At 70.6% G+C, this 19286-nt stretch carries 19 protein-coding genes, 2 pseudogenes and 1 riboswitch; of the genes and pseudogenes, 1 reads left to right on the top strand and 20 read right to left on the bottom strand.

The genetic code is table 11. The features are described from left to right. Nucleotides 1–111: 111 nt before the first annotated feature. From AB0N63_RS22090 to rpsB, 9 genes are all read right to left on the bottom strand, one after another. The gene (locus tag AB0N63_RS22090; RefSeq protein ID WP_365530704.1) at nucleotides 112–1131 is read right to left on the bottom strand and encodes an ABC transporter ATP-binding protein; all 1020 of its coding nucleotides are present in this window, start codon (nucleotides 1129–1131) and stop codon (nucleotides 112–114) included. Continuing rightward, the gene (locus AB0N63_RS22095; RefSeq protein ID WP_365530705.1) at nucleotides 1131–2735 is read right to left on the bottom strand and encodes an iron ABC transporter permease; all 1605 of its coding nucleotides are present in this window, start codon (nucleotides 2733–2735) and stop codon (nucleotides 1131–1133) included. Before AB0N63_RS22095 ends, AB0N63_RS22090 begins: the two co-directional genes overlap by 1 nt. Nucleotides 2736–2782: 47 nt before the next feature. Beyond that, nucleotides 2783–3859 (bottom strand): thiamine ABC transporter substrate-binding protein, encoded by a 1077-nt coding sequence (locus AB0N63_RS22100; RefSeq protein ID WP_365530706.1) that lies wholly within the window; start codon nucleotides 3857–3859, stop codon nucleotides 2783–2785. Between the two features lie 83 nt (nucleotides 3860–3942). Next, a riboswitch (TPP riboswitch) is annotated at nucleotides 3943–4048 on the bottom strand. A gap of 80 nt (nucleotides 4049–4128) precedes the next feature. Then, the gene (gene rlmN / locus AB0N63_RS22105; protein ID WP_365530707.1) at nucleotides 4129–5235 is read right to left on the bottom strand and encodes a 23S rRNA (adenine(2503)-C(2))-methyltransferase RlmN; all 1107 of its coding nucleotides are present in this window, start codon (nucleotides 5233–5235) and stop codon (nucleotides 4129–4131) included. A gap of 346 nt (nucleotides 5236–5581) precedes the next feature. Next, nucleotides 5582–6823, bottom strand: a complete 1242-nt coding sequence (locus tag AB0N63_RS22110; RefSeq protein ID WP_365530708.1) for a phosphatidate cytidylyltransferase — start codon at nucleotides 6821–6823, stop codon at nucleotides 5582–5584. A gap of 131 nt (nucleotides 6824–6954) precedes the next feature. Further along, nucleotides 6955–7512 carry a ribosome recycling factor gene (gene frr, locus AB0N63_RS22115; protein WP_009190895.1) on the bottom strand — a complete coding sequence of 186 codons (558 nt, stop codon included), beginning with the start codon at nucleotides 7510–7512 and terminating at the stop codon, nucleotides 6955–6957. A 209-nt stretch (nucleotides 7513–7721) separates the two neighbouring features. Continuing rightward, complete coding sequence (gene pyrH, locus AB0N63_RS22120) at nucleotides 7722–8480, bottom strand: UMP kinase (protein WP_027758276.1); 759 nt, start codon at nucleotides 8478–8480, stop codon at nucleotides 7722–7724. A 207-nt stretch (nucleotides 8481–8687) separates the two neighbouring features. Next, complete coding sequence (gene tsf / locus AB0N63_RS22125; RefSeq protein ID WP_365530709.1) at nucleotides 8688–9524, bottom strand: translation elongation factor Ts; 837 nt, start codon at nucleotides 9522–9524, stop codon at nucleotides 8688–8690. Nucleotides 9525–9680: 156 nt separating this feature from the next. Further along, nucleotides 9681–10580, bottom strand: a complete 900-nt coding sequence (rpsB, locus tag AB0N63_RS22130; protein WP_365530710.1) for a 30S ribosomal protein S2 — start codon at nucleotides 10578–10580, stop codon at nucleotides 9681–9683. Between the two features lie 270 nt (nucleotides 10581–10850). Between rpsB and AB0N63_RS22135 the strand changes: the two genes are divergently transcribed. Continuing rightward, nucleotides 10851–11603, top strand: coding sequence for a M23 family metallopeptidase (locus tag AB0N63_RS22135; protein WP_365530711.1), 753 nt, complete (start codon nucleotides 10851–10853; stop codon nucleotides 11601–11603). Between the two features lie 79 nt (nucleotides 11604–11682). On the opposite strand, the gene AB0N63_RS22140 is transcribed toward AB0N63_RS22135, so the two are convergent. From AB0N63_RS22140 to AB0N63_RS22190, 11 genes and pseudogenes are all read right to left on the bottom strand, one after another. Then, nucleotides 11683–12240 carry a helix-turn-helix domain-containing protein gene (locus AB0N63_RS22140; RefSeq protein WP_365530826.1) on the bottom strand — a complete coding sequence of 186 codons (558 nt, stop codon included), beginning with the start codon at nucleotides 12238–12240 and terminating at the stop codon, nucleotides 11683–11685. An 88-nt stretch (nucleotides 12241–12328) separates the two neighbouring features. Next, nucleotides 12329–13171, bottom strand: a complete 843-nt coding sequence (whiG, locus tag AB0N63_RS22145) for an RNA polymerase sigma factor WhiG (RefSeq protein ID WP_365530712.1) — start codon at nucleotides 13169–13171, stop codon at nucleotides 12329–12331. A 308-nt stretch (nucleotides 13172–13479) separates the two neighbouring features. Further along, a pseudogene (locus AB0N63_RS22150) lies at nucleotides 13480–13857 on the bottom strand (DNA-protecting protein DprA); the annotation flags it as partial. 144 nt (nucleotides 13858–14001) lie between these two features. After that, nucleotides 14002–15765, bottom strand: a pseudogene (locus tag AB0N63_RS22155) (recombinase family protein); the annotation flags it as partial. 96 nt (nucleotides 15766–15861) lie between these two features. Then, a complete protein-coding gene (locus AB0N63_RS22160; protein WP_365530713.1) occupies nucleotides 15862–16365 on the bottom strand; it encodes a hypothetical protein in 504 nt (167 codons plus the stop codon). Between the two features lie 310 nt (nucleotides 16366–16675). Further along, nucleotides 16676–17119, bottom strand: a complete 444-nt coding sequence (locus tag AB0N63_RS22165; RefSeq protein WP_365530714.1) for a hypothetical protein — start codon at nucleotides 17117–17119, stop codon at nucleotides 16676–16678. A gap of 413 nt (nucleotides 17120–17532) precedes the next feature. After that, nucleotides 17533–17949: a hypothetical protein gene (locus AB0N63_RS22170; protein ID WP_365530715.1), complete on the bottom strand. Its 417-nt coding sequence runs from the start codon at nucleotides 17947–17949 to the stop codon at nucleotides 17533–17535. Continuing rightward, nucleotides 17936–18514 (bottom strand): hypothetical protein, encoded by a 579-nt coding sequence (locus AB0N63_RS22175; RefSeq protein ID WP_365530716.1) that lies wholly within the window; start codon nucleotides 18512–18514, stop codon nucleotides 17936–17938. The genes AB0N63_RS22170 and AB0N63_RS22175 overlap by 14 nt, the downstream gene beginning before the upstream one ends. Next, complete coding sequence (locus tag AB0N63_RS22180) at nucleotides 18501–18707, bottom strand: hypothetical protein (RefSeq protein ID WP_365530717.1); 207 nt, start codon at nucleotides 18705–18707, stop codon at nucleotides 18501–18503. The genes AB0N63_RS22175 and AB0N63_RS22180 overlap by 14 nt, the downstream gene beginning before the upstream one ends. Continuing rightward, nucleotides 18700–19050: a hypothetical protein gene (locus tag AB0N63_RS22185; protein WP_365530718.1), complete on the bottom strand. Its 351-nt coding sequence runs from the start codon at nucleotides 19048–19050 to the stop codon at nucleotides 18700–18702. The genes AB0N63_RS22180 and AB0N63_RS22185 overlap by 8 nt, the downstream gene beginning before the upstream one ends. Next, entirely contained in the window at nucleotides 19047–19262 is a 216-nt protein-coding gene (locus AB0N63_RS22190) for a helix-turn-helix transcriptional regulator (protein ID WP_365530719.1), read from the bottom strand. Before AB0N63_RS22190 ends, AB0N63_RS22185 begins: the two co-directional genes overlap by 4 nt. Between the last annotated feature and the right edge of the window lie 24 nt (nucleotides 19263–19286).

Genomic DNA, 19286 nt, shown 5'->3' on the forward strand with positions numbered 1-19286 from the left:
TCCGTGGCCCGCGTCCCGACCAGGGTGCGGGCCACGGGCATTGATCCGCGCTGCGGACGCCCTGGGGCGGAGCGGCGGCGCGCCGCCACGGCCGCCATCCGCCGCGCGGGATCAGCCCAGCAGGACGACGTCGGCCGGGTCGAACTCCACCCCCACCTCGGCGCCGACCTCCGGCGCCGACCGCAGTGCGCAGGCCGCCTCCAGTCGCGGCGCGTCCGCCGGCTGGAGGTGGACCGCGACATGAGTGCCCTTGAAGGCGCGGGCGGCGACCGTGCAGCGCAGGCCGTCCCCCGCGGGGACCAGGCGGACGCCGGCCGGCCGGACGAGGAGGGTGCGGGCGCCCACGGCGGAGCCTTCCGGGACCGGCACCTTGCCCCAGGGGGTGAGCGCGGCCTCCCCCTCGACGCTCGCCTCGACCACGTTCTCGAAGCCGAGGAAACGGGCCACGAAGGCGTCCGCCGGGCGCTGCCACACCTGAAGCGGGGTGCCGGACTGCGCGATCTCGCCGTCCCGCATCACCACGACCCGGTCGGCGAGCGCGAAGGCCTCGCCCTGGTCGTGGGTGACGGCGAGCACGGTGGTGCCCAACCGGCCGAACAGCTCCCGCAGTTCGACCACCAGGCGTTCGCGCAGGGTGCGGTCGAGCTGGCCGAGGGGCTCGTCCAGCATCAGCAGCCGGGGCCGGGGGGCGAGCGCGCGGGCCAGCGCGACACGCTGCTGCTCGCCGCCGGACAGGGCGGCGACGGCCCGGCCGCCGGCCCCGGGCAGCCCGACCAGGTCCAGCAACTCCTCGACGCGTGCGATCCGTTCGCCCTTCGCAGTGCCGTGCATCCGCAGTCCGAAGCCGACGTTCCCGGCCACGTCGCGCTGTGGGAAGAGCTGGTGGTCCTGGAACATCAGCCCGACCTCGCGCCGGTGCACCGGCACAACTGCCTGGTCCCGGCCGTCGAGCAGCACCCGTCCCGAGTCCAGCGGTTGCAGTCCGGCCACCGCGCGCAGCAGCGTGGACTTGCCGCTGCCGCTGGGGCCCAGCACGCACACGATCTCGTGCTCGGCCACCGCCAGATCGACGGCGTCGAGCACCGCCCGACCGCCGAAGCGGACGGTGGCGGCTTCCAGCCTCAGCAGCATCAGAACTCCCCGCTCCGGTCGGCGGTCCGCAGCCGCTCCAGCAGGAGCAGGGCCACGGCGCACACCACCATCAGAATCGTGGACAGGGCCATCGCCTGCCCGTAGTTGAGGTCGCCGGGGCGGCTCAGCAGCCGGGCCACGGCGACCGGCAGCGTGGGGTTGTCGGGCCGCGCGATGAACACGGTGGCCCCGAACTCGCCGAGCGAGACCGCGAAGGCGAACCCGGCGGCGACCAGCAGCGCCCGCCGCGCCATCGGCAGATCGACCTCCCGCCACACCCGCCACGGGGACGCGCCGAGCACGGCGGCCGCCTCCCGCAGGCGTACGTCGACCGCGCGCAGCACCGGCAGCATGGTCCGTACGACGAAAGGCACGCCGACCAGGGCCTGGGCGAGCGGGACCAGGATCCAGGACTGGCGCAGGTCCAGCGGCGGTTTGTCCAGGGCGATGAGGAAGCCGAAGCCGACGGTCACCGCGGAGACGCCGAGCGGCAGCATCAGCAGCGCGTCGAATCCGCGGACGAGGCGTCCGGCGTCCCTGCGGGTGAGCGCGGCGGCGGCCAGGGAGCCGATCACGACGGCGATGGCGGTGGCCGCGGCGGCGTAGGACAGGGAGGTGCCGATGGCGGTGATCGGGGCGACGAGGAAGACGCCGCCGTCGGGGTCGGTGAGCGCCCGGTAGTAGCCGAAGCCGGGTGCCGTCAGGGAGCGTTGCACGAGGACGGCGAGCGGCAGCAGGAGCAGCAGCGCGATGGTGGCGAGCACTGCGGCGAGCAGCGCCCACTGCCCGGCCCCGCGCGGCCGGCGGGCGGTCAGGGCGGCGTCCACCAGCTTCAGCGCGCCCTCCCGGCGCCGTACGGTCCAGGCGTGCACGGCGAGGATCGCCCCCACGGCCAGGAACTGGACGAGGGTGAGGACGGCGGCGGTGGACAGGTCGAAGATCTCGGAGGTCTGCCGGTAGATCTCCACTTCGAGGGTGGAGAAGGCGGGGCCGCCGAGGATCTGCACGATGCCGAAGGAGGTGAAGGTGAACAGGAACACCATGAGCGCGGCGGCGGCGACGGCGGGGGCCAGCGCGGGCAGGGTGACCTTGCGCCAGGCGGTCAGCGGCGAGGCGCCGAGCATCCGGGCGGCCTCCTCCTGCCGGGGATCGAGCTGGGCCCACAGGCCGCCCACCGTGCGGACGACGACGGCGTAGTTGAAGAAGACGTGGGCGAGGAGGATCGCCCACACGGTGGTGTCCAGGCGTACGCCCCACAGCTGGTCGAGGAGGCCGCCGTGCCCGAGCAGGGCGAGGAAGGCGGTGCCGACGACGACGGTGGGCAGCACGAACGGCACGGTGACCACGGCGCGCAGCACCTGGCGGCCGGGGAAGTCGAAGCGGGCCAGGACGTAGGCGCCGGGCAGCGCGATGAGCAGGGTGAGCGCGGTGGAGGCGAGGGCCTGCCAGGTGGTGAACCACAGCACGTGCCGGATGCCCTCGTCGCCGAGGACGTCGGCGAACCGGCCGAACTGCCAGGCGCCGCCGACCCGCAGGCCGCGGCGGACGATCGCGGCGACCGGGTAGGCGAAGAACACCGCGAAGAACGCGACGGGCAGGGCCATCAGGCCGAGCCGCGCCGCGTTCCGCGGACGGCGGCGTCGCCCGCCGGTCACTTCACCGCGAGCGAGGTCCACGACTTGACCCACTGGTCGCGGTTGGCGGCGATCTTCTCGGGTGCCATGGTCTCGGGGTTCTTGGCCTGGGGGCCGTACTGGGTGAACTCCGCGGGGACCCGGGCGTCTTGGCGCACCGGGTAGACGAACATGTTCAGCGGCATGTCCTCCTGGAACCGCTTGCCGATCAGGAAGTCGAGGAAGGCCTTGCCGCCCTCGGGGTTCCGGGCGCCCGCGAGCAGTCCGGCGTACTCGACCTGGCGGAAGCAGGTGCCCTCGGCGACGCCGGTGGGTGCGGTCCTGGGCTGCGGCTTGGCGTAGATGACCTCGGCGGGCGGCGAGGAGGCGTAGGAGACGACCAGCGGGCGGTCGGCCTTGGCCTTCTTACCGCCGGCCGAGCCGGAGAACTCCTGGTCGTAGGCCTGCTCCCAGCCGGAGACGACCTTGACGCCGTTGGCCCTGAGCTTCTTCCAGTACGCCTGCCAACCGGTGTCGCCGTACTTGGCCGCGGTGCCGAGCAGGAAGCCGAGGCCGGGCGAGGAGGCGGCGGCGTCCTCGGTGACGAGGAGGTTCTTGTACTGCGGCTTGACCAGGTCGTCGAAGGTGGCCGGCGGGGCCAGCTTGTGGTCGGCGAAGTACTTCTTGTCGTAGTTGACGCAGATGTCGCCGGTGTCGATCGGCGTCACCCGGTGCTTGGCCTCGTCCGCCCGGTACCGCGGCTGGATCCGGTCGGCGCCCTTCGGCTCGTAGGGCTGGAAGAGGCCGTTGTCCAGGGCGCGGGACAGAAGGGTGTTGTCGACGCCGAAGAAGACGTCGCCCTGCGGGTGGTCCTTGGTGAGGATGGCCTTGTTGACGGCCTGCCCGGCATCGCCGTCCATGAGGACCTTGACCTTGTAGCCGGAGGACTTCTCGAACTCCGTGATGACGCTCTGGGACGCCTTCCACGAGTCATGGCTGACCAGGGTCACGGTCTTGGAGTCGGCGGCGCTCTTCTGCCCGCCGGACGATCCGCACGCGGACAGCGTGACCAGTCCCAGCCCGACCGCGGCTGCGACGAACGTCTTGGTGTGCACTGGATTTTCCTCCTGGATGGTGGCCAGGAAGAGACGCGGCCCTGCCCGGGCATCCGCGGGGATGCCCGGGCAGGGCGCAACAGCTCGAGTGATGACCGAACTTCCTACCCAGAATGACCTGGGCGAGGTTCAGAGGGTCTGCGGCCGGTGCCGCACTCTCAGCGCTGTGGCGCTCCCCTGTCGGAATATGAAGATGTGTACGGCCTCAGAGTACCGCCCGGCCGCCGTACGACGGCCTGCGGCCCACGGTCGTGGCCCTCCCCGGGGAGCTACCGCTCGGTGGCGGCCAGCTGACCGCAGGCGCCGTCGATCTCCTGGCCGCGGGTGTCGCGGATGGTGACGGGCACGCCGTGGGCGGCGATCGCCTCCACGAAGGCCTTCTCGTCCTCGGGCCGCGAGGCGGTCCACTTGGAGCCGGGGGTCGGGTTGAGCGGGATGCAGTTGACGTGCACGGGCCTGCCCTTGAGCAGCCGGCCGAGCCGGTCGCCGCGCCAGGCCTGGTCGTTGATGTCGCGGATCAGCGCGTACTCGATGGAGAGCCGGCGCCCGGACTTCGCGGCGTACTCGAAGCCCGCGTCCAGCACCTCGCGCACTTTCCACCGCGTGTTGACGGGCACGAGGGTGTCGCGCAGCTCGTCGTCGGGGGCGTGCAGGGAGATGGCGAGCCTGCACTTGAAGCCCTCGTCGGCGAACCGGTGGATCGCCGGGACCAGGCCCACGGTGGAGACGGTGATGCCGCGCTGCGACAGCCCGAGCCCGTCGGGCTCCGGGTCGGTGAGGGCGCGGATGGCGCCGACGACGCGCTTGTAGTTGGCGAGCGGCTCGCCCATGCCCATGAACACGATGTTGGACAGCCGCGCCGGCCCTCCGGGTACCTCGCCGTCGCGCAGGGCGCGCATGCCGTCCACGATCTGGTGCACGATCTCGGCGGTCGACAGATTGCGGTCCAGGCCCGCCTGCCCGGTGGCGCAGAACGGGCAGTTCATGCCACAGCCGGCCTGCGAGCTGATGCACATGGTCACCCGGTCCGGGTAGCGCATGAGCACGGACTCGACCAGCGTCCCGTCGAACAGCCGCCACAGCGTCTTGCGGGTGGTGCCCGCGTCGGTCGACAGATGCCGCACGACCGACATCAGCTCGGGCAGCAGCGCGTCGCGCAGCTTCTCCCGCGACCCGGCCGGGATGTCGGTCCACTGCTCGGGGTCGTGCGCGTACCGCGCGAAGTAGTGCTGCGAGAGCTGCTTGGCACGAAACGGCTTCTCACCGATCGCGGCGACGGCCTCCTTGCGCTCGGCAGGCGACAGATCGGCAAGGTGCCGCGGCGGCTTCTTGGCTCCGCGCGGGGCGACGAAAGTAAGTTCTCCGGGCTTGGGCATGGTGGTACCAGTGTCGCAGATCGACTTGGGTGGGCCGGCGCTGCCGCCTGTCGCGACCGTCACGAGCAGCCGCCGCCGGTCGCCGGCGGGCGTCCTCGGACGCCCGGGCCGGGAGAAGATGCCGAGGACCGCGGGGAAGGCGTCGGTGACGTATCACTTCGTGCGGTGCCGGCCGTTGCAGTAGCGGCGTGGTTTCCGGCGGCCGCCCCGGTCGATGAGCGCCTCGCACCGGCGGCACGCGAGGTCGCCCCGGTATGTGCCGTCCTTCTCCGGCCTCGCCCGCGCCGTGGAACGTGCCCCTGCCCGCCGGCCCCCGCCCGGGGGAAGGCGACCGGCGGACAGGGGGTCAGGCCGAGCCGACGAAGGCCACCAGGAGGAGCCAGGCGATCGGGGCCGTGGGGAGGAGGGAGTCGAGGCGGTCCATGATGCCGCCGTGGCCCGGCAGCAGCGTGCCCATGTCCTTGATGCCCAGGTCCCGCTTGATCATGGACTCGCCGAGGTCGCCGAGGGTGGCGCTGGCCGCGACCGCGAGGCCGAGGAGCAGACCCTGCCACCAGGCGCCGTCGTCGATCAGGAACTGCATGCACAGCGCGCCCGCCGCCATCGCGAAGGCGACCGCGCCGAACAGGCCCTCGCGGGTCTTGCCGGGGCTGATGCGCGGGGCGAGCTTGTGCTTGCCGAAGCGCCAGCCGACGGCGTACGCGCCGGTGTCGCTGACCACCGTGAGGATCAGGAAGGTCAGCACCCGGTACGGGCCGTCGTCCGCGGTGAGCATCATCGCCACGAACGTGGCCAGGAACGGCACGTAGAAGGCGGCGAAGACGCCCGCCGTGACGTCCCTGAGGTATCCCTCGGGGGGCTGGGTCATACGCCACACCAGGACCGCGAGCGTGGTCAGGGCCATCGCCACCCACGCGCCCTCGGCGTCGCGCACGTACCCGGCGACCACCATGGCGGCGCCGCCGACGGCCAGCGGCACCAGCGGCGCCCTGATCTCCTTGCGCTCCTGGAGACGGCTGGTCAGCTCCCACAGGCCCACGACGACCGCGACGGCGATCACGCCGACGAAGACCGCCTTGACGATGAACAGGGAGGCGACGATCACCACACCGAGCCCGAGACCGACTCCTATGGCAGCACCGAGGTCGCGGCCCGCGCTCTTCTTCTGCGGGGCGGGCGCCGGCTGCGGGGCGTCGGGCATGGGCTCCGGATTCTGCGACGCCGTCCGGTGGACGGGCGGCGTCTGCGGCGTGTCGTAGGGCCGCGGCTGCGGCGCTTCGTACGGCTGCGGGTGCGACCGCGACGGTGACTGCGGCCGCTGGTCGTGCTGCGGCTGGTGCTGCGGTATCTCGAACGGCTGCGGCTGGGCCGGTACGCCGTAGGCACCCGGGTGCCGCGTGTCGTACGACTGCGGCTGCGCGGCGAAGGGCTGCGGCTGTCGCGGGTCGTAGGACCGGGGCTGCGGGGGTCGGCCGCCCTGGTGCTGCGGGGCCTCGTCCCGGAACAGGGGGCCGCCCGTCCGGACGGCCCCCCGGTCGTCGTCCTCCTGGGTACCGCCGTGTGCGGGCACCCCGGGCACGATGGGCATGGGGCGAGTCTGCCGGGCGCCCGGCGGCGCATCGTGGGCGGGGCCTTCGGCAACGGGCCCCTGGGCGGGTGAACCGTCCGCGGGCTCCCAGTACCCGGCTTGCTGCGGCGCTCCCCAGGAAGAGTCGTTCATCAGACCTCGAGCAGCTCCGACTCCTTGTGCTTCAGGAGCTCGTCCACCTGCGCCACGTACTTGGCGGTGGTGTCGTCGAGCTCCTTCTCCGCACGGCGGCCCTCGTCCTCGCCGACCTCGCCGTCCTTGACGAGCTTGTCGATCGCGTCCTTGGCCTTGCGGCGCACCGAGCGGATGGAGACCTTGGCGTCCTCACCCTTGCCCTTGGCGACCTTGATGTACTCGCGGCGGCGTTCCTCGGTCAGCTCGGGGAAGACCACCCGGATGATGTTGCCGTCGTTGCTGGGGTTGACGCCCAGGTCGGAGTCCCGGATCGCCTGCTCGATGTTGCGCAGCGCGGTCTTGTCGAACGGGGTCACGACCGCCATCCGCGGCTCCGGCACGGAGAACGAAGCCAGCTGGTTGATCGGCGTCGGCGCGCCGTAGTAGTCGGCCACGATCTTGTTGAACATCGCCGGGTGCGCACGGCCGGTGCGGATCGCGGCGAAGTCCTCCTTGGCGACCACGACGGCCTTCTCCATCTTCTCCTCGGCCTCGAGGAGGGTCTCTTCGATCACCACTTGCTCCTGCGTGTCTTGAGTAGGCCCGGTCGCGGTTCCTTGTCGGGGCCGACGGCCGGCTGCGTCGCGTCTTCTTCCTGCACGGTTCCCGACCGGCAGGACATTGTCCATCCCCCGGCCCGGGTCCGTCCCGCCCGTCCCCCGGACAGGTGCCGGGCCGCGGGCGGGCCGAGCCGCCAGGTCGGGGCGATCTGCGCCGGGTCGGGTCAGCCCCGGCCGGCCTGGTCGCCCACAAGCGTGCCGATCTTCTCACCCTTGACGGCGCGGGCGATATTGCCCTCCTTCAGGAGTTCGAAGACGACGATCGGAAGCCGGTTGTCACGGCAGAGCGTGATCGCCGTGGCGTCGGCGACCTTCAGGTCGCGGGTGATGACCTCGCTGTAGCCGAGGGAGTCGAACTTCACGGCGTCCGGGTTGGTCTTCGGGTCGGAGTCGTAAACCCCGTCCACGCCGTTCTTGCCCATGAGCAGCGCCTCGGCGTCGATCTCCAGGGCGCGCTGGGCGGCGGTGGTGTCGGTGGAGAAGTACGGCATGCCCATACCCGCCCCGAAGATGACCACGCGGCCCTTCTCCAGGTGGCGCACGGCGCGCAGCGGGATGTACGGCTCGGCGACCTGGCCCATGGTGATGGCGGTCTGGACCCGGCTGTCGACGCCTTCCTTCTCGATGAAGTCCTGCAGGGCGAGGCAGTTCATCACGGTGCCGAGCATGCCCATGTAGTCGGAGCGGGCGCGGTCCATGCCGCGCTGCTGCAGCTCGGCGCCGCGGAAGAAGTTGCCGCCGCCGATCACGACCGCGATCTGCGCGCCGTCCCGGACGACGGCCGCGATCTCACGGGCGATGGCGTGCACCACGTCCGGGTCTACCCCCAGGCCCCCGCCGCCCGAGAATGCCTCTCCGGACAGCTTCAGCAGAAACCGGCCGGTCACTTTGCCGTCGTCGCTTTTCCGGGGCTTGCTGGTCATTGAGATCCCGCCTCTGTTACGTGGTGCACATGCGAAGAAGGCCATTGCCGGTGGGGCGTGTTTCGCATCCCATGCTCGGCAATGGCCTCCTCGTCAGATCTGCTGTCGTCCGTCACCCACGCGTGCGTGGCGCCATACGCGGGCGACGTGGACGACTGCTGTCGACCCTATCCGGGCCGGGTGTCCGTCGCGGTACGGACCGTGGACTCAGATGCCGACCTTGATGCGCGCGAAGCGCTTCAGGGTGACACCGGCCTCGTCCAGGACCTTCTGGACGGACTTCTTGTTGTCCAGCGCGTAGGGCTGGCCGAGCAGCGTGGCGTCCTTGAAGAAGCCGTTCAGACGACCCTCGACGATCTTGGCGATCGCGGCCTCGGGCTTGCCCTCGGCGCGGGTGGTCTCCTCGGCGATACGGCGCTCGGACTCGACGACGTCGGCCGGCACGTCCTCCTTGGAGAGGTACTTCGGCGCGAAGGCGGCGATGTGCTGGGCGATGCCCTTGGCGACCTCGGCGTTCGGCTTGTCCAGCTCGACGAGGACACCGATCTGCGGGGGCAGGTCGGGCATCGTGCGGTGCATGTACGCGGTGACGAAACCGTCGGTGAACTGCGCGAAGCGGTCCAGGACGATCTTCTCGCCGAGGTTGGCGTTGGCCTCGTCCACGAACGCCTGGACGGTCTTGCCGGGCTCGATCTCGGAGGCGAGCAGGGCCTCCAGGTCGGCCGGGGCGGTCTTGGCGACGTGCTCGGCGATGGCCTTGGCCACGGCCTGGAACTTGTCGCCCTTGGCGACGAAGTCCGTCTCGCACTTCAGCTCGACCAGGACACCGGAGGAGTTGTCGTCGGCGATGATCGAGACCACGGCGCCGTTCTCGGCGGAGCGGCCCTCGCGCTTGGCGACGCCCTTCTGGCCCTTGATGCGCAGCGCCTCGACGGCCTTCTCGACGTTGCCCTCGGCCTCGTCCAGCGCCTTCTTGCAGTCCATCATGCCGGCGCCCGTGAGCTCACGAAGCTTCTTGACGTCGGCGGCGGTGTAGTTCGCCATGAGTCTGTGAATCTTTCTCGAAGTCTGGAAGATCGAAGATCAGGGGGCCTGCGGTCCCCCGCCGCCCATGGAGCGGGAGCCCGCTGACGCGCCGCTGACCTACGGGTGAACGGCGGGAGCGGGGTTCACACCGCTCCCGCCGTCAACGCTGACGGGTCAGGCCTGCTGCTCGTCCTCGGCCTTGACCTCGGCGGCGGCCTCCTCGACGGCCTCGGAGACCGGGGCGTCGGGGGCCGGCGTCTCGGCGGCGGCCTCGACGGCCTCGGCGGACTCGTCCGCCTTCTTCTCGCCCTCGAGCAGGTCGCGCTCCCACTCGGCGAGCGGCTCGCCCGCGGCCTTCTCGCCCTTGTCACCGGCGTTGACGCCGGAGCGGGCGATGAGGCCCTCGGCGACGGCGTCGGCGATCACACGGGTGAGCAGGGTGACGGAGCGGATCGCGTCGTCGTTGCCCGGGATCTTGTAGTCGACCTCGTCGGGGTCGCAGTTGGTGTCGAGGATGGCGACGACCGGGATGTTGAGCTTGCGGGCCTCGCCGACCGCGATGTGCTCCTTCTTGGTGTCCACGATCCAGACGGCGCTGGGCACCTTCTGCATCTCGCGGATACCGCCGAGGGTCTTCTCCAGCTTGGCCTTCTCGCGGGAGAGGACCAGCAGCTCCTTCTTGGTGAGGCCGGAGGCGGCCACGTCCTCGAAGTCGATCTGCTCGAGCTCCTTCAGGCGCTGCAGGCGCTTGTAGACGGTCGAGAAGTTGGTGAGCATGCCGCCCAGCCAGCGCTGGTTGACGTAGGGCATGCCGACGCGGGTGGCCTGCTCGGCGATGGCCTCCTGCGCCTGCTTCTTCGTGCCGACGAACATGACCGTGCCGCCGTGGGCCACGGTCTCCTTGACGAACTCGTAGGCGCGGTCGATGTACGACAGCGACTGGAGCAGGTCGATGATGTAGATGCCGTTGCGCTCCGTGAAGATGAAGCGCTTCATCTTCGGGTTCCAACGACGGGTCTGGTGACCGAAGTGGACGCCGCTCTCCAGCAGCTCCCGCATCGTGACGACGGCCATGGCCGTATCTCCTCGAATTTCTCGGTTGTGCCGCGGGAACCGGACGGCTCCCGCGCCTGACGCCCGCGTGCGCCTGCCGCGAAGGACCGAGGGGCGCTGACACCGACCGTTGCCGGCCGGGGTGTCGGGGCGTGCGAAGTCGACCCGGTGACCCGGGTCGCCACCAGAAGTGTACGGGACACGGAAGGCCCCGGGTGACGCCGCTGTCCACAACCCGTCGGTTGTCCACAGGTCCCGGCGGCGGACGGCGGGAGTCGGCACCGTGGTGGCATGTCTGGGATGCGCGGGAAGCGCTGTGCGGAGGGGCGGCTCGGGCCGCTGGTGGGACTGGCGGGACTGCTGGCCCTGACCCTGACCCTGGTCTTGGGCGTGCCGGCGCTGATGCCGGGGGCGGGTGGTGCGGCGGAGGCCGCCGACGGGGCGCTCCCGGCCCGCACGACGGCGCCGGACGGTGGGCCGGCGGCGCCGGCTGGGGGCGGGGCGCGGGCCGAGGGGGCCGTGCCGGCCGCTGGGTCGGCACCCGCCGACGATGGGGCGCCCGCCGGCGGGTCCGTGCCGGCCGTGGGGCGGAACTGGCCCGTGGGGGCGCGGCCGCCGGTGCTGCGCGGCTGGGAGCCGCCGGCGACGCCGTACGGGCCCGGGCACCGGGGCGTGGACCTCGGGGCGCCGCCGGGCACTCCGGTACGGGCGGTGGCGGCGGGCCGGATCTCCTTCGCGGGTCCCGTGGCGGGGCGAGGCGTGGTCTCGGTGGAGCTGCCGGGGACGGGCGGGCCGCCGTTGCGGACGACGTACGAGCCGGTACGGGCCTCGGTGCGGGAGGGCGAGCGGGTGGCGGCCGGCCAGATCGTCGGGACGGTGCAGGGAGCAGGACCCGCGTCCGGGTCGCACTGCGGGAGCGGTTGCCTGCACTGGGGGCTGCGCAGGGGCGAGGTCTATCTCGATCCGCTGCTGCTCCTGCCGCCGTGGCTGCTGCGCGCCGGCCCGTCGAGACTGCTGCCGGTGCCGGGGACGCCGACGGCGTGACGGCCGTCCGGCGCCGCAGGGAGCGCTGCCGAGCCGTACCGGGGCGCCCCGCAAGGCCGGGCGTCGCCGCCCAGGAGCGTCAGCCGCGGACCCCTCGCAGGATCATCCCCACGGCCGCCTCGGCGATCACCGGCGGTTCCTCGGCCGCGCCCAGTTCGATGCGGCGCACGGCCGCGTCCACGACGCCCTGGAGCAGCATCGCCGCCAGGCGGGGCTGGCCGTGTCCCAGCTCTCCCAGCGCCTCGACGATCATGGCGACGAGTTCGCCGTGCGCGGCGCGGATCCGCTCCCGCGCACCCGCGTCCAGTTCGCTCGCCGAGATCGCCACGACGGCCCGGTGCCGCCGGTCGCCGACCAGCTCCAGCTGCTTGCGGACGTACGCCTCGACCCTGGCCTCCGGCCCGTCCACGGCCGCCATCGCCGCCGCGACCTCGGCGGCCCAGACCGGGAAGTCGACGGCGCACAGCTCCTCGACCACGGCGGCCCGGGACCGGAAGTACTCGTACACCGACGACCTCGCCAGCCCCGTCCGTTCGGCCAGGGCGGGGAAGGTCAGGGCCTCCGTCCCGCCCTCGGACAGCAGGGTCCGCGCCGCGTCCAGCAGGGCGGCTCGCTGCATCGACCGGTGCTCGGCCACGGAGGCCGCTCGAATCCTTGGCACGTCGACCACTGTACGGACGCCGGGCCCGGGACGGGAGTGACTCCCCCGGCACGGGCCCCGTCGGTCACCGTCCGAAACTGGCCAGCTTGGCCCGCAACTGCAGTACCGACTTGGTGTGGATCTGGCTGACCCGGCTCTCGGTCACACCGAGCACGTTGCCGATCTCGGCGAGGGTGAGGCCCTCGTAGTAGTACAGCGTGACGACGGTCTTCTCGCGCTCGGGCAGGGTGTTGATCGCGCGGGCCAGAAAGCGCCGCAGCTCGCGGTCCTCGGCCACCTCCACCGGGTTGTCGGCGGCGGTGTCCTCCAGGGTGTCCATGAAGCTGAGCCCGTCGCCGTCCTCGCCGCCGACGTGCAGCAGCTCCTCCAGGGCGACGACGTTGGCCAGCGACAACTGGCTGAAGACGGCGTGCAGTTCGTCCACAGCGATGCCCATCTCGCCGGCCACCTCGATCTCCGTCGGGGTGCGCCGCAGCCGGGCCTCCAGCGTCGCGTACGCCCGCTCGACGTTGCGCGCCTTCTGCCGCACCGAACGGGGGATCCAGTCCAGCGCGCGCAGTTCGTCGATCATCGCGCCCCGGATGCGGGTGATCGCGTACGTCTCGAACTTGATCTCCCGGTCGATGTCGAACTTCTCGATCGCGTCGATCAGCCCGAAGACGCCCGAGGAGACGAAGTCGGCCTGCTCCACGTTGGGGGGCAGACCGACGCTGACCCGTCCCGCCACGTACTTCACCAGCGGCGAGTAGTGCAGGATGAGCTGCTCCCGCAGCCGTTCGTCCCCCGTCGCCTTGTACGACCGCCACAGCTCGTCGAGCGTCGAGGGAGCGGGCGGCCGCACGCTGCCACCGTCGCGGGCGGCTGGGGGGAGCGCCGCCCGGTCGGACCCGGAGGTGTGCTGGGGCATTCGTCGCCTTGTGCCGTTCTGCCGTGGAGTGCGGGCTTGTGGATTCTTGGGGTTTCCGGTCGCCTGGGCGAGTCGTCGGTCTCGGTCGGTTCTGGTCCGGTTTTCGTCGGTCTCAGCGTCGGAACCCCGTGAGCGTAGCGTGACTGGAGTGTCGCGGTGCGCGAACGGCGAGGCGTGGGGCGTGCGCGGATTCGTTCCGCACCGCGCCCCAGCGGGTCACTTCGATTACCGTGAGTGACAGACGGGCCGCTCAACTGCTGGATTTTCCGCAGCCTTCGGCGTTCCCCCGGACGGCCGAACACGCTCGGTCAACAACCGTCCTGGCCCGCGCGCGCCGAGTTCACCGCCCGGCGTGTCAACTTCCATCCCTCGCCGTGTCGTTCGACGTAGCCAAGCGATCGGAGTTCGTACAGTCTCGCGATCGCGTCGTCCGGCGTCGTCCCGGCGCCCCGGGCGATGTCGGCCGCGGTCGCGACGCCGCGCGCGGGAAGTGCGGCCAGGACCTGCCGGGCGTCCGGTTCGAGCAGGTCGCGCGGGAGGACGGGGCCGTGCCGGGCCGGGGCCAGCTCGCCCATGTCTCCGACGAGTTCGACGACCTCCGCGGCGTCGGTGACCAGCGTCGCCCCGCCGCGCAGCAGCTCGTGGACGCCGGCCGAGCGCGCGCTCGTGGCCGGGCCCGGGACACCTGTTTCTCCGGGTGCCGCTTCTTCCTGGATACCCGGGCCGGTCAGCACGCGCGGGTCCACGCGGCCCTCGACCCGCAGCGGCGGCACCTGGGGCGGCGTCCACACCGGCTGACCCGCGTCAGGCAGGGCGGCCATGATCTCGTCCCAGACCCCACAGCTCCGCCACGCCTTGTAACGCGAATGGATGCCCTTCCACAGGCCGAACCGCTCGGGCAGCTCCTCCCAGCGGCACCCGGTGCGCGCCTTGTAGAACATCGCGTCGAGCATCACCCGGCCTGGTCGGCACTTGTGGTTCTTGGGTTCCCACGCCTTCACGATCGGCTCGACCAGTGCCCACGCCTCGTCGGTCAGCTCGTCCGGCACCAGCCGTCCGGCATCCTGGAACCACTCACGCAGCGAGCACCCAGAGCCGAGACGCGGCTTCGGGATCTCACCCGTGATAGTGACGTGGACATCAAGCAGGGCCAGCACCTCACCCTGTTCAGCCGGGGTCATGTCGGCCAGCCGCTCACTCGCCACGGTGGCCAGGGCTGCAAGGTCGTTTGCGCGCTGCTCGGCGGCCTCGGTCTCCTCCAGCCACGCGGCGGCCTCGTCACGCATCGCCCGGAGCTGCTCGATCTCGTCAGTCAGGGCACGGGTGGCCGCCTGCAATGCGACCGCCGGAAGCCCTGCCTTGGCGTAGTCGGTCATCACCTTGGTCACCGCCTGCTCGCGCTCGGCGATCTGGCGATCAAGGTCGGCGATCCGGTCCGCGTGGCTGGTCTGCTCACCAGCGGCCATGCCCACCCATTCGGTGGCCATCGCCTTCAGTCGGTCCGGGTCGCTCAGCAGCTTGACGACGTCGCGCCACACGGCGGCCTCAACGGCATCGGCGTCGACCATGTCGCACGAGCACATCGGGTCGCCTGGGTACTTCTGGGCCTTGCCCGTGCACCGGTACCACCGCCCCCTGCGGCCCGAGCGCTTCATGCCGACGTAGTGCGCGCCGCAGTGGCCGAACAGTCGCTTCGACAGCGGGTAGCCGTGCGGCTTCGGCTTCGGCTTGCCGTTGCCCAGCCTCCCCATGGCCCGGCTGAGGTCGGCGGCCTCCTCCGGCGCGAAGATCGGGTCGAGCTGGGTGGTGACGGTCTTGCCGTGCTTGGCGGTGCCGTCCTTATTGAGGGCCGCGCCATGCCCGGCGTGTGCCCGGTTCGGGTTCCGGAAGGTCCAGCGGGCGTTCAGCGTCGATTCGCTGATGAGCTTGCCCCGGAGGTTGCTGTGCGACCAAGGTTTACCCGATCGTGTGACCATCCCCAGTGCGTTGAGCCGGGCGGCCATCTGGCGCGTGTTCAGCCCCTCCTCTACGGCCATCTTCCAAGCCGCCTTGAGAATGGCGGCCTCGTGCTCGTCGATGACCAGGTACGACCCGCGCTTGCCCTTGCCCTCGATCCGGTAGCCGTAGGGCGGGGCACCGCCGGGCCACCCGCCCGCCTCGGCCTTCTTCTGCAACCCGCCTTGAGTGCGCTCGCGGATCAGGTTGTACTCCATCTCCGCGATGGCGGCGTACTGCTGCAACATGAACTTGCCGTGCGTGGTCGTCGTGTCGATCTCCTGGGTGACCGACACGATGGCGGTCTCAAGGTCTTCGAGCTGCCAGATCCATCGCCAGAAGGCACGACCGGTGCGGCCGACCCTGTCGAACTTGTGCACCACGACCACATCAACCAAGCCGGCCTTGACGTCGGCCATCAGCCGGTCGAAGCCGGGTCGCTTGGTCAGCGAGCCACTGACGCCCTCGTCCTTATAGACGTCGTGCAGCCGCCAGCCCTTGCGCTCGACATACGCCCGACACGCCTCGTCCTGGACATCGAGCCCATAGCCTCGCGTCTGCTCCTCGGTGCTGACCCGCTCCAGGATGGCGGCCCGCATGACCGCCGTGTTCTGCTTGTTCACGCTGGGGTTGTCCTCATCTCTCAGCGTCGGCCCGGCCGGGGCTGCATCCCCGGCCGGGCTCGTTCGTGTCGGTCAGGCGGCCTGGAACTTGAGGGTGCGGCGCTCCTTGCCCTTCACCTCGTAGACGAAGTGGTCGCCGTCCATGTGGCCCTGGTAGGTGACGCGGCCGACCTTGGCCTTGATGACCTCGGGCGCGGGGGCGGACTTCTTGGCGGCGCGGGCTGCGGCGCGCTCGGCCTTCTCGGCGGCCTTGGCCTCCGCGCGCTTCACACCGGCCGTGACCATGTGGGCGAAGGCGTACCGGGCGGCGTGCTTGGCCGGGCTGGCGCTCGTGGCCACGCCGCCCTCGTTGCGCCGGATCTCCAGGCCGAGGGCACCCCAGCGGATCAGCGCGCTCTTGAGCTTGGCGTCGTGGCCGGGAGCGAACTGGCGCTTCGTGGTCGCCGTGCACCCGGTGGTCAGGATCTCGAAGTCACCGCTGGCCACCTGCTCCTCGGTCAGGTCTGCCGGGAGGGCGTCGTACATCGAGCATTCACACTTCGTGGGCTCGGTGGTCTCGGTCTTCTTGGCGGCCATTTCTAGTCTCCCTAATTCCGAATTCCAACCCGGCGGAACCGCCGGGGAATTCAAGGAAATCACGGGATTTGCGCAGCGCACAATTTCTGAAATTTGACCAAAGCCAAGAGGGTGCGCGGCATGGGCGGGACCACACCCATTCGCACACCGCCATTCACGGCAAGTGACAACCGCCTTTTGTCACCGCCCGTAATTGTGACTGTGACTGTCACACCCCCGGCATACCCCCGTGCCCGGGCACGTAGCCGGTGAGAGGGGGTCTCTCCCGGCGTCACAGTCACAGTCACAGTTACGAGTCGTGACCGCCGGCTCAGGGTCGATTGACCTTCTCGCCTGGAATGTGCGCCTGCGGCGGCAGGCCCTCGCTGGCGAACTCGGCCACCTGCTGGCCGCCCCTGATCTGGCGGGCCTTGGTGGCGAAGTACGCCCACTCCCCCGCTGTCCAGCGCGCGACGCGGTAACCGGCCCACAGCGCACCGCAGATAACCAGGCCACCCGCCGCTGGTCCCAGCTCGGCCACCGCCCACGCACCGCCAAGGACTGCCGAATTGATGCCGAAGACCGCCCACGGCACCCAGCCACGCGGACGCCTCACGACTGTGCCCGCACCCACCGTTTCGACCTTCGGGCGACCGGCCTTGGTCAGCCCCGCCCTGCGCTTTGCCTTGGTGTCGTGGGTGTAATTCGCGCCGAAGCTGACACGCTTTCCGTCGCGCGTCTTGAATTCCGGCTGGAACACTTTGGTGGCGGTCATCGGTGGTCCCTTCCGGCCACCTGCCGCGCGTGCTTTCCTGGAGGTGCGGCGGTGGCCTCAGTCGGTCATTCGGTCGTGGAAGGTGAACCCCGGAATTCGCTTGGCGGTGAGGTCCGGGGTTCATCTGTGTCCGGGTCCGGCGGACCCGGCTTGCTGGGTCGACAAGGTCGGGCGGATCTGGTCCGGATCCCGTGAGCCGGCGGTTTGCTTGGTCGGCAAGATCCGGGGGTCTGGCTGGCCGATCCGGCGGACCCGGTCCGGACCGGACGAGCGTCATCCGGAACAGGAGGGCTGACGCCCATTCCGCGCACCGATCTGGCTGCGGCCACGGGCGGCTCTCCCCCGATCTCTCGTGGCCCGGCCCGACCCGGCGGACCCCGGCGGGAGGAGAGGCCGCCCGTGGCCCCGTCCCGCTACGCGGCGGGGTCGTCCCCGTACCAGACCCGGGGGTACTCCACCCGGTCCGGTCCGGCCTTGGTCGGCTCGGCGTCCAGGTCCACGACCCGGCCGTCGCCGTAGGTCCGGATCGTGTGGCCCGAGATCGGATCGCGGCGGTCCATGTAGGACTCGGCGGCCTGGAGGGCGTGCCGGTGGTCGGCCCCGATCCCGGCGGTCTTCCGGATCTCGTCGGCCTGGTCGTCGGTCATGGTGCCGTCGCCCTCGACCGGCTGGCCCTGGATCACCGCCGAGTCCCGCTCGGTCCGGCCGTCCCGGTAGAAGAACCGCCCGGCCACCTGACCGCCGTACATCTCCGCCCGGATCTCGTCCACGCTCGGGCCGTCCGTCGACCTCGGACCCTGCACGGCCTCGCTGAAATCACGGTTGCTCATCGGTGTTTTCCTCCTGGCGCATTCGGTTGAAAATCTCACGGGCCTCGTCGCTGTCGAGCGGCACGCCGTGTTCCTGCTCAAATTGGGCGCGCATCAGGCCAATTCCGGCATGTAGGTCCAACAGGAACTGCTTGGTCTCGTCGATTTCGTCCTGTTCGCTGACCTCAGGGGTCATGCGCTGGGCGGCCTGGGTGAGATCGCTGATCGCTTTTGCAGCGAACGCGAAATCGCGGTGCGTCGTCGCCATCCGCAGCAGCCCCCGCGCTGATGTGATGTCTTCGACCAAGCCCAGGGCGATTCCGGCTTGGCGCTGCTTCAGCTCGGCAATCCGAGCCTTCAACGCCACCTCGGTCTGTGAGCCGTCGAACTCGACGCCATGCGCGGCTGCGATTCGGGAAACCGAAGCGGTAGAAATGCCGGTGCGGCGTGAAATTTCATTTCGCCCGACACCTTGCTGCGCAAGCACAACAACCATTTCCGCGCGAGGGTGTACCGGAACGGCCGCGTCGGCTGCTGCCAGCTCCTTGCCGATGCTTTCCGGCGCTTCCCCCTCAAACTTCGGCACCTCGGGCCACCTCCTCCAGCCGGTCGAGCAGCCCCGAGATGGCCTCGGCCAGGTTCTCCGGAACCTGGATTCCGTAGGGTGCTTGGTTGGTGTAGATCAGGGGCGTGATGCCATCTCCGGCCACCCTCATCCCGACCACCTGCCCGGCGACGACCCCGTTTCCAGCCCGGCCGACGATGAAGGCATCAGCCATCGCCGACCGCCAGCCTCAGCCCCGGGTCACCCGGCTCCCAGTCGGCCAGCCACCTGGCGATCCGCCGCAGGTCGGCCCGCGCTTCGTCGGTGGTGCACCGCTCGGCCACGCCCACCAACTTGTGCATCCACGCCAGCTTGGCCGCGTGCAGCGGGTCCGTCTTGATGACCTCGACCGCGTGCGGGTCCGGCACCATCAGGCCGTCGGCGTTCTTGGTCAGCGCCGTTACGCCCTCCCCGGTCAGCTCGAACATCCGCACCGGCTTCACGCCGACGCGCCCCCTCTGGTCGCGGGTTATGGCCACCCACCCCGCGTCTGCGAATTCGATCTCAGGCGCGTTCATTCGGTCACCTCCTCCAATTCACATCCGAGTGCCCTCAGCAGAAGCACCATGTTCACGCCATTGGGCGCGTACCGGTTGTTTTCCCAGTAGCTGATGTAGAGCCCACTGAGACCCATGCGGGCGGCCACGGCTGCCTGACTCAGTCCCCGCTTGGTGCGAGCTTCCTTGAGCTTGTGCCCTGAGAACACCGGGCTTTTCGTCGCCCTGTCCATACCCCAATTAAAGCCCCCACAGGT

This window comes from Streptomyces sp. NPDC093260 (assembly GCF_040683715.1).
Taxonomy (GTDB): Bacteria; Actinomycetota; Actinomycetes; order Streptomycetales; family Streptomycetaceae; genus Streptomyces; species Streptomyces sennicomposti.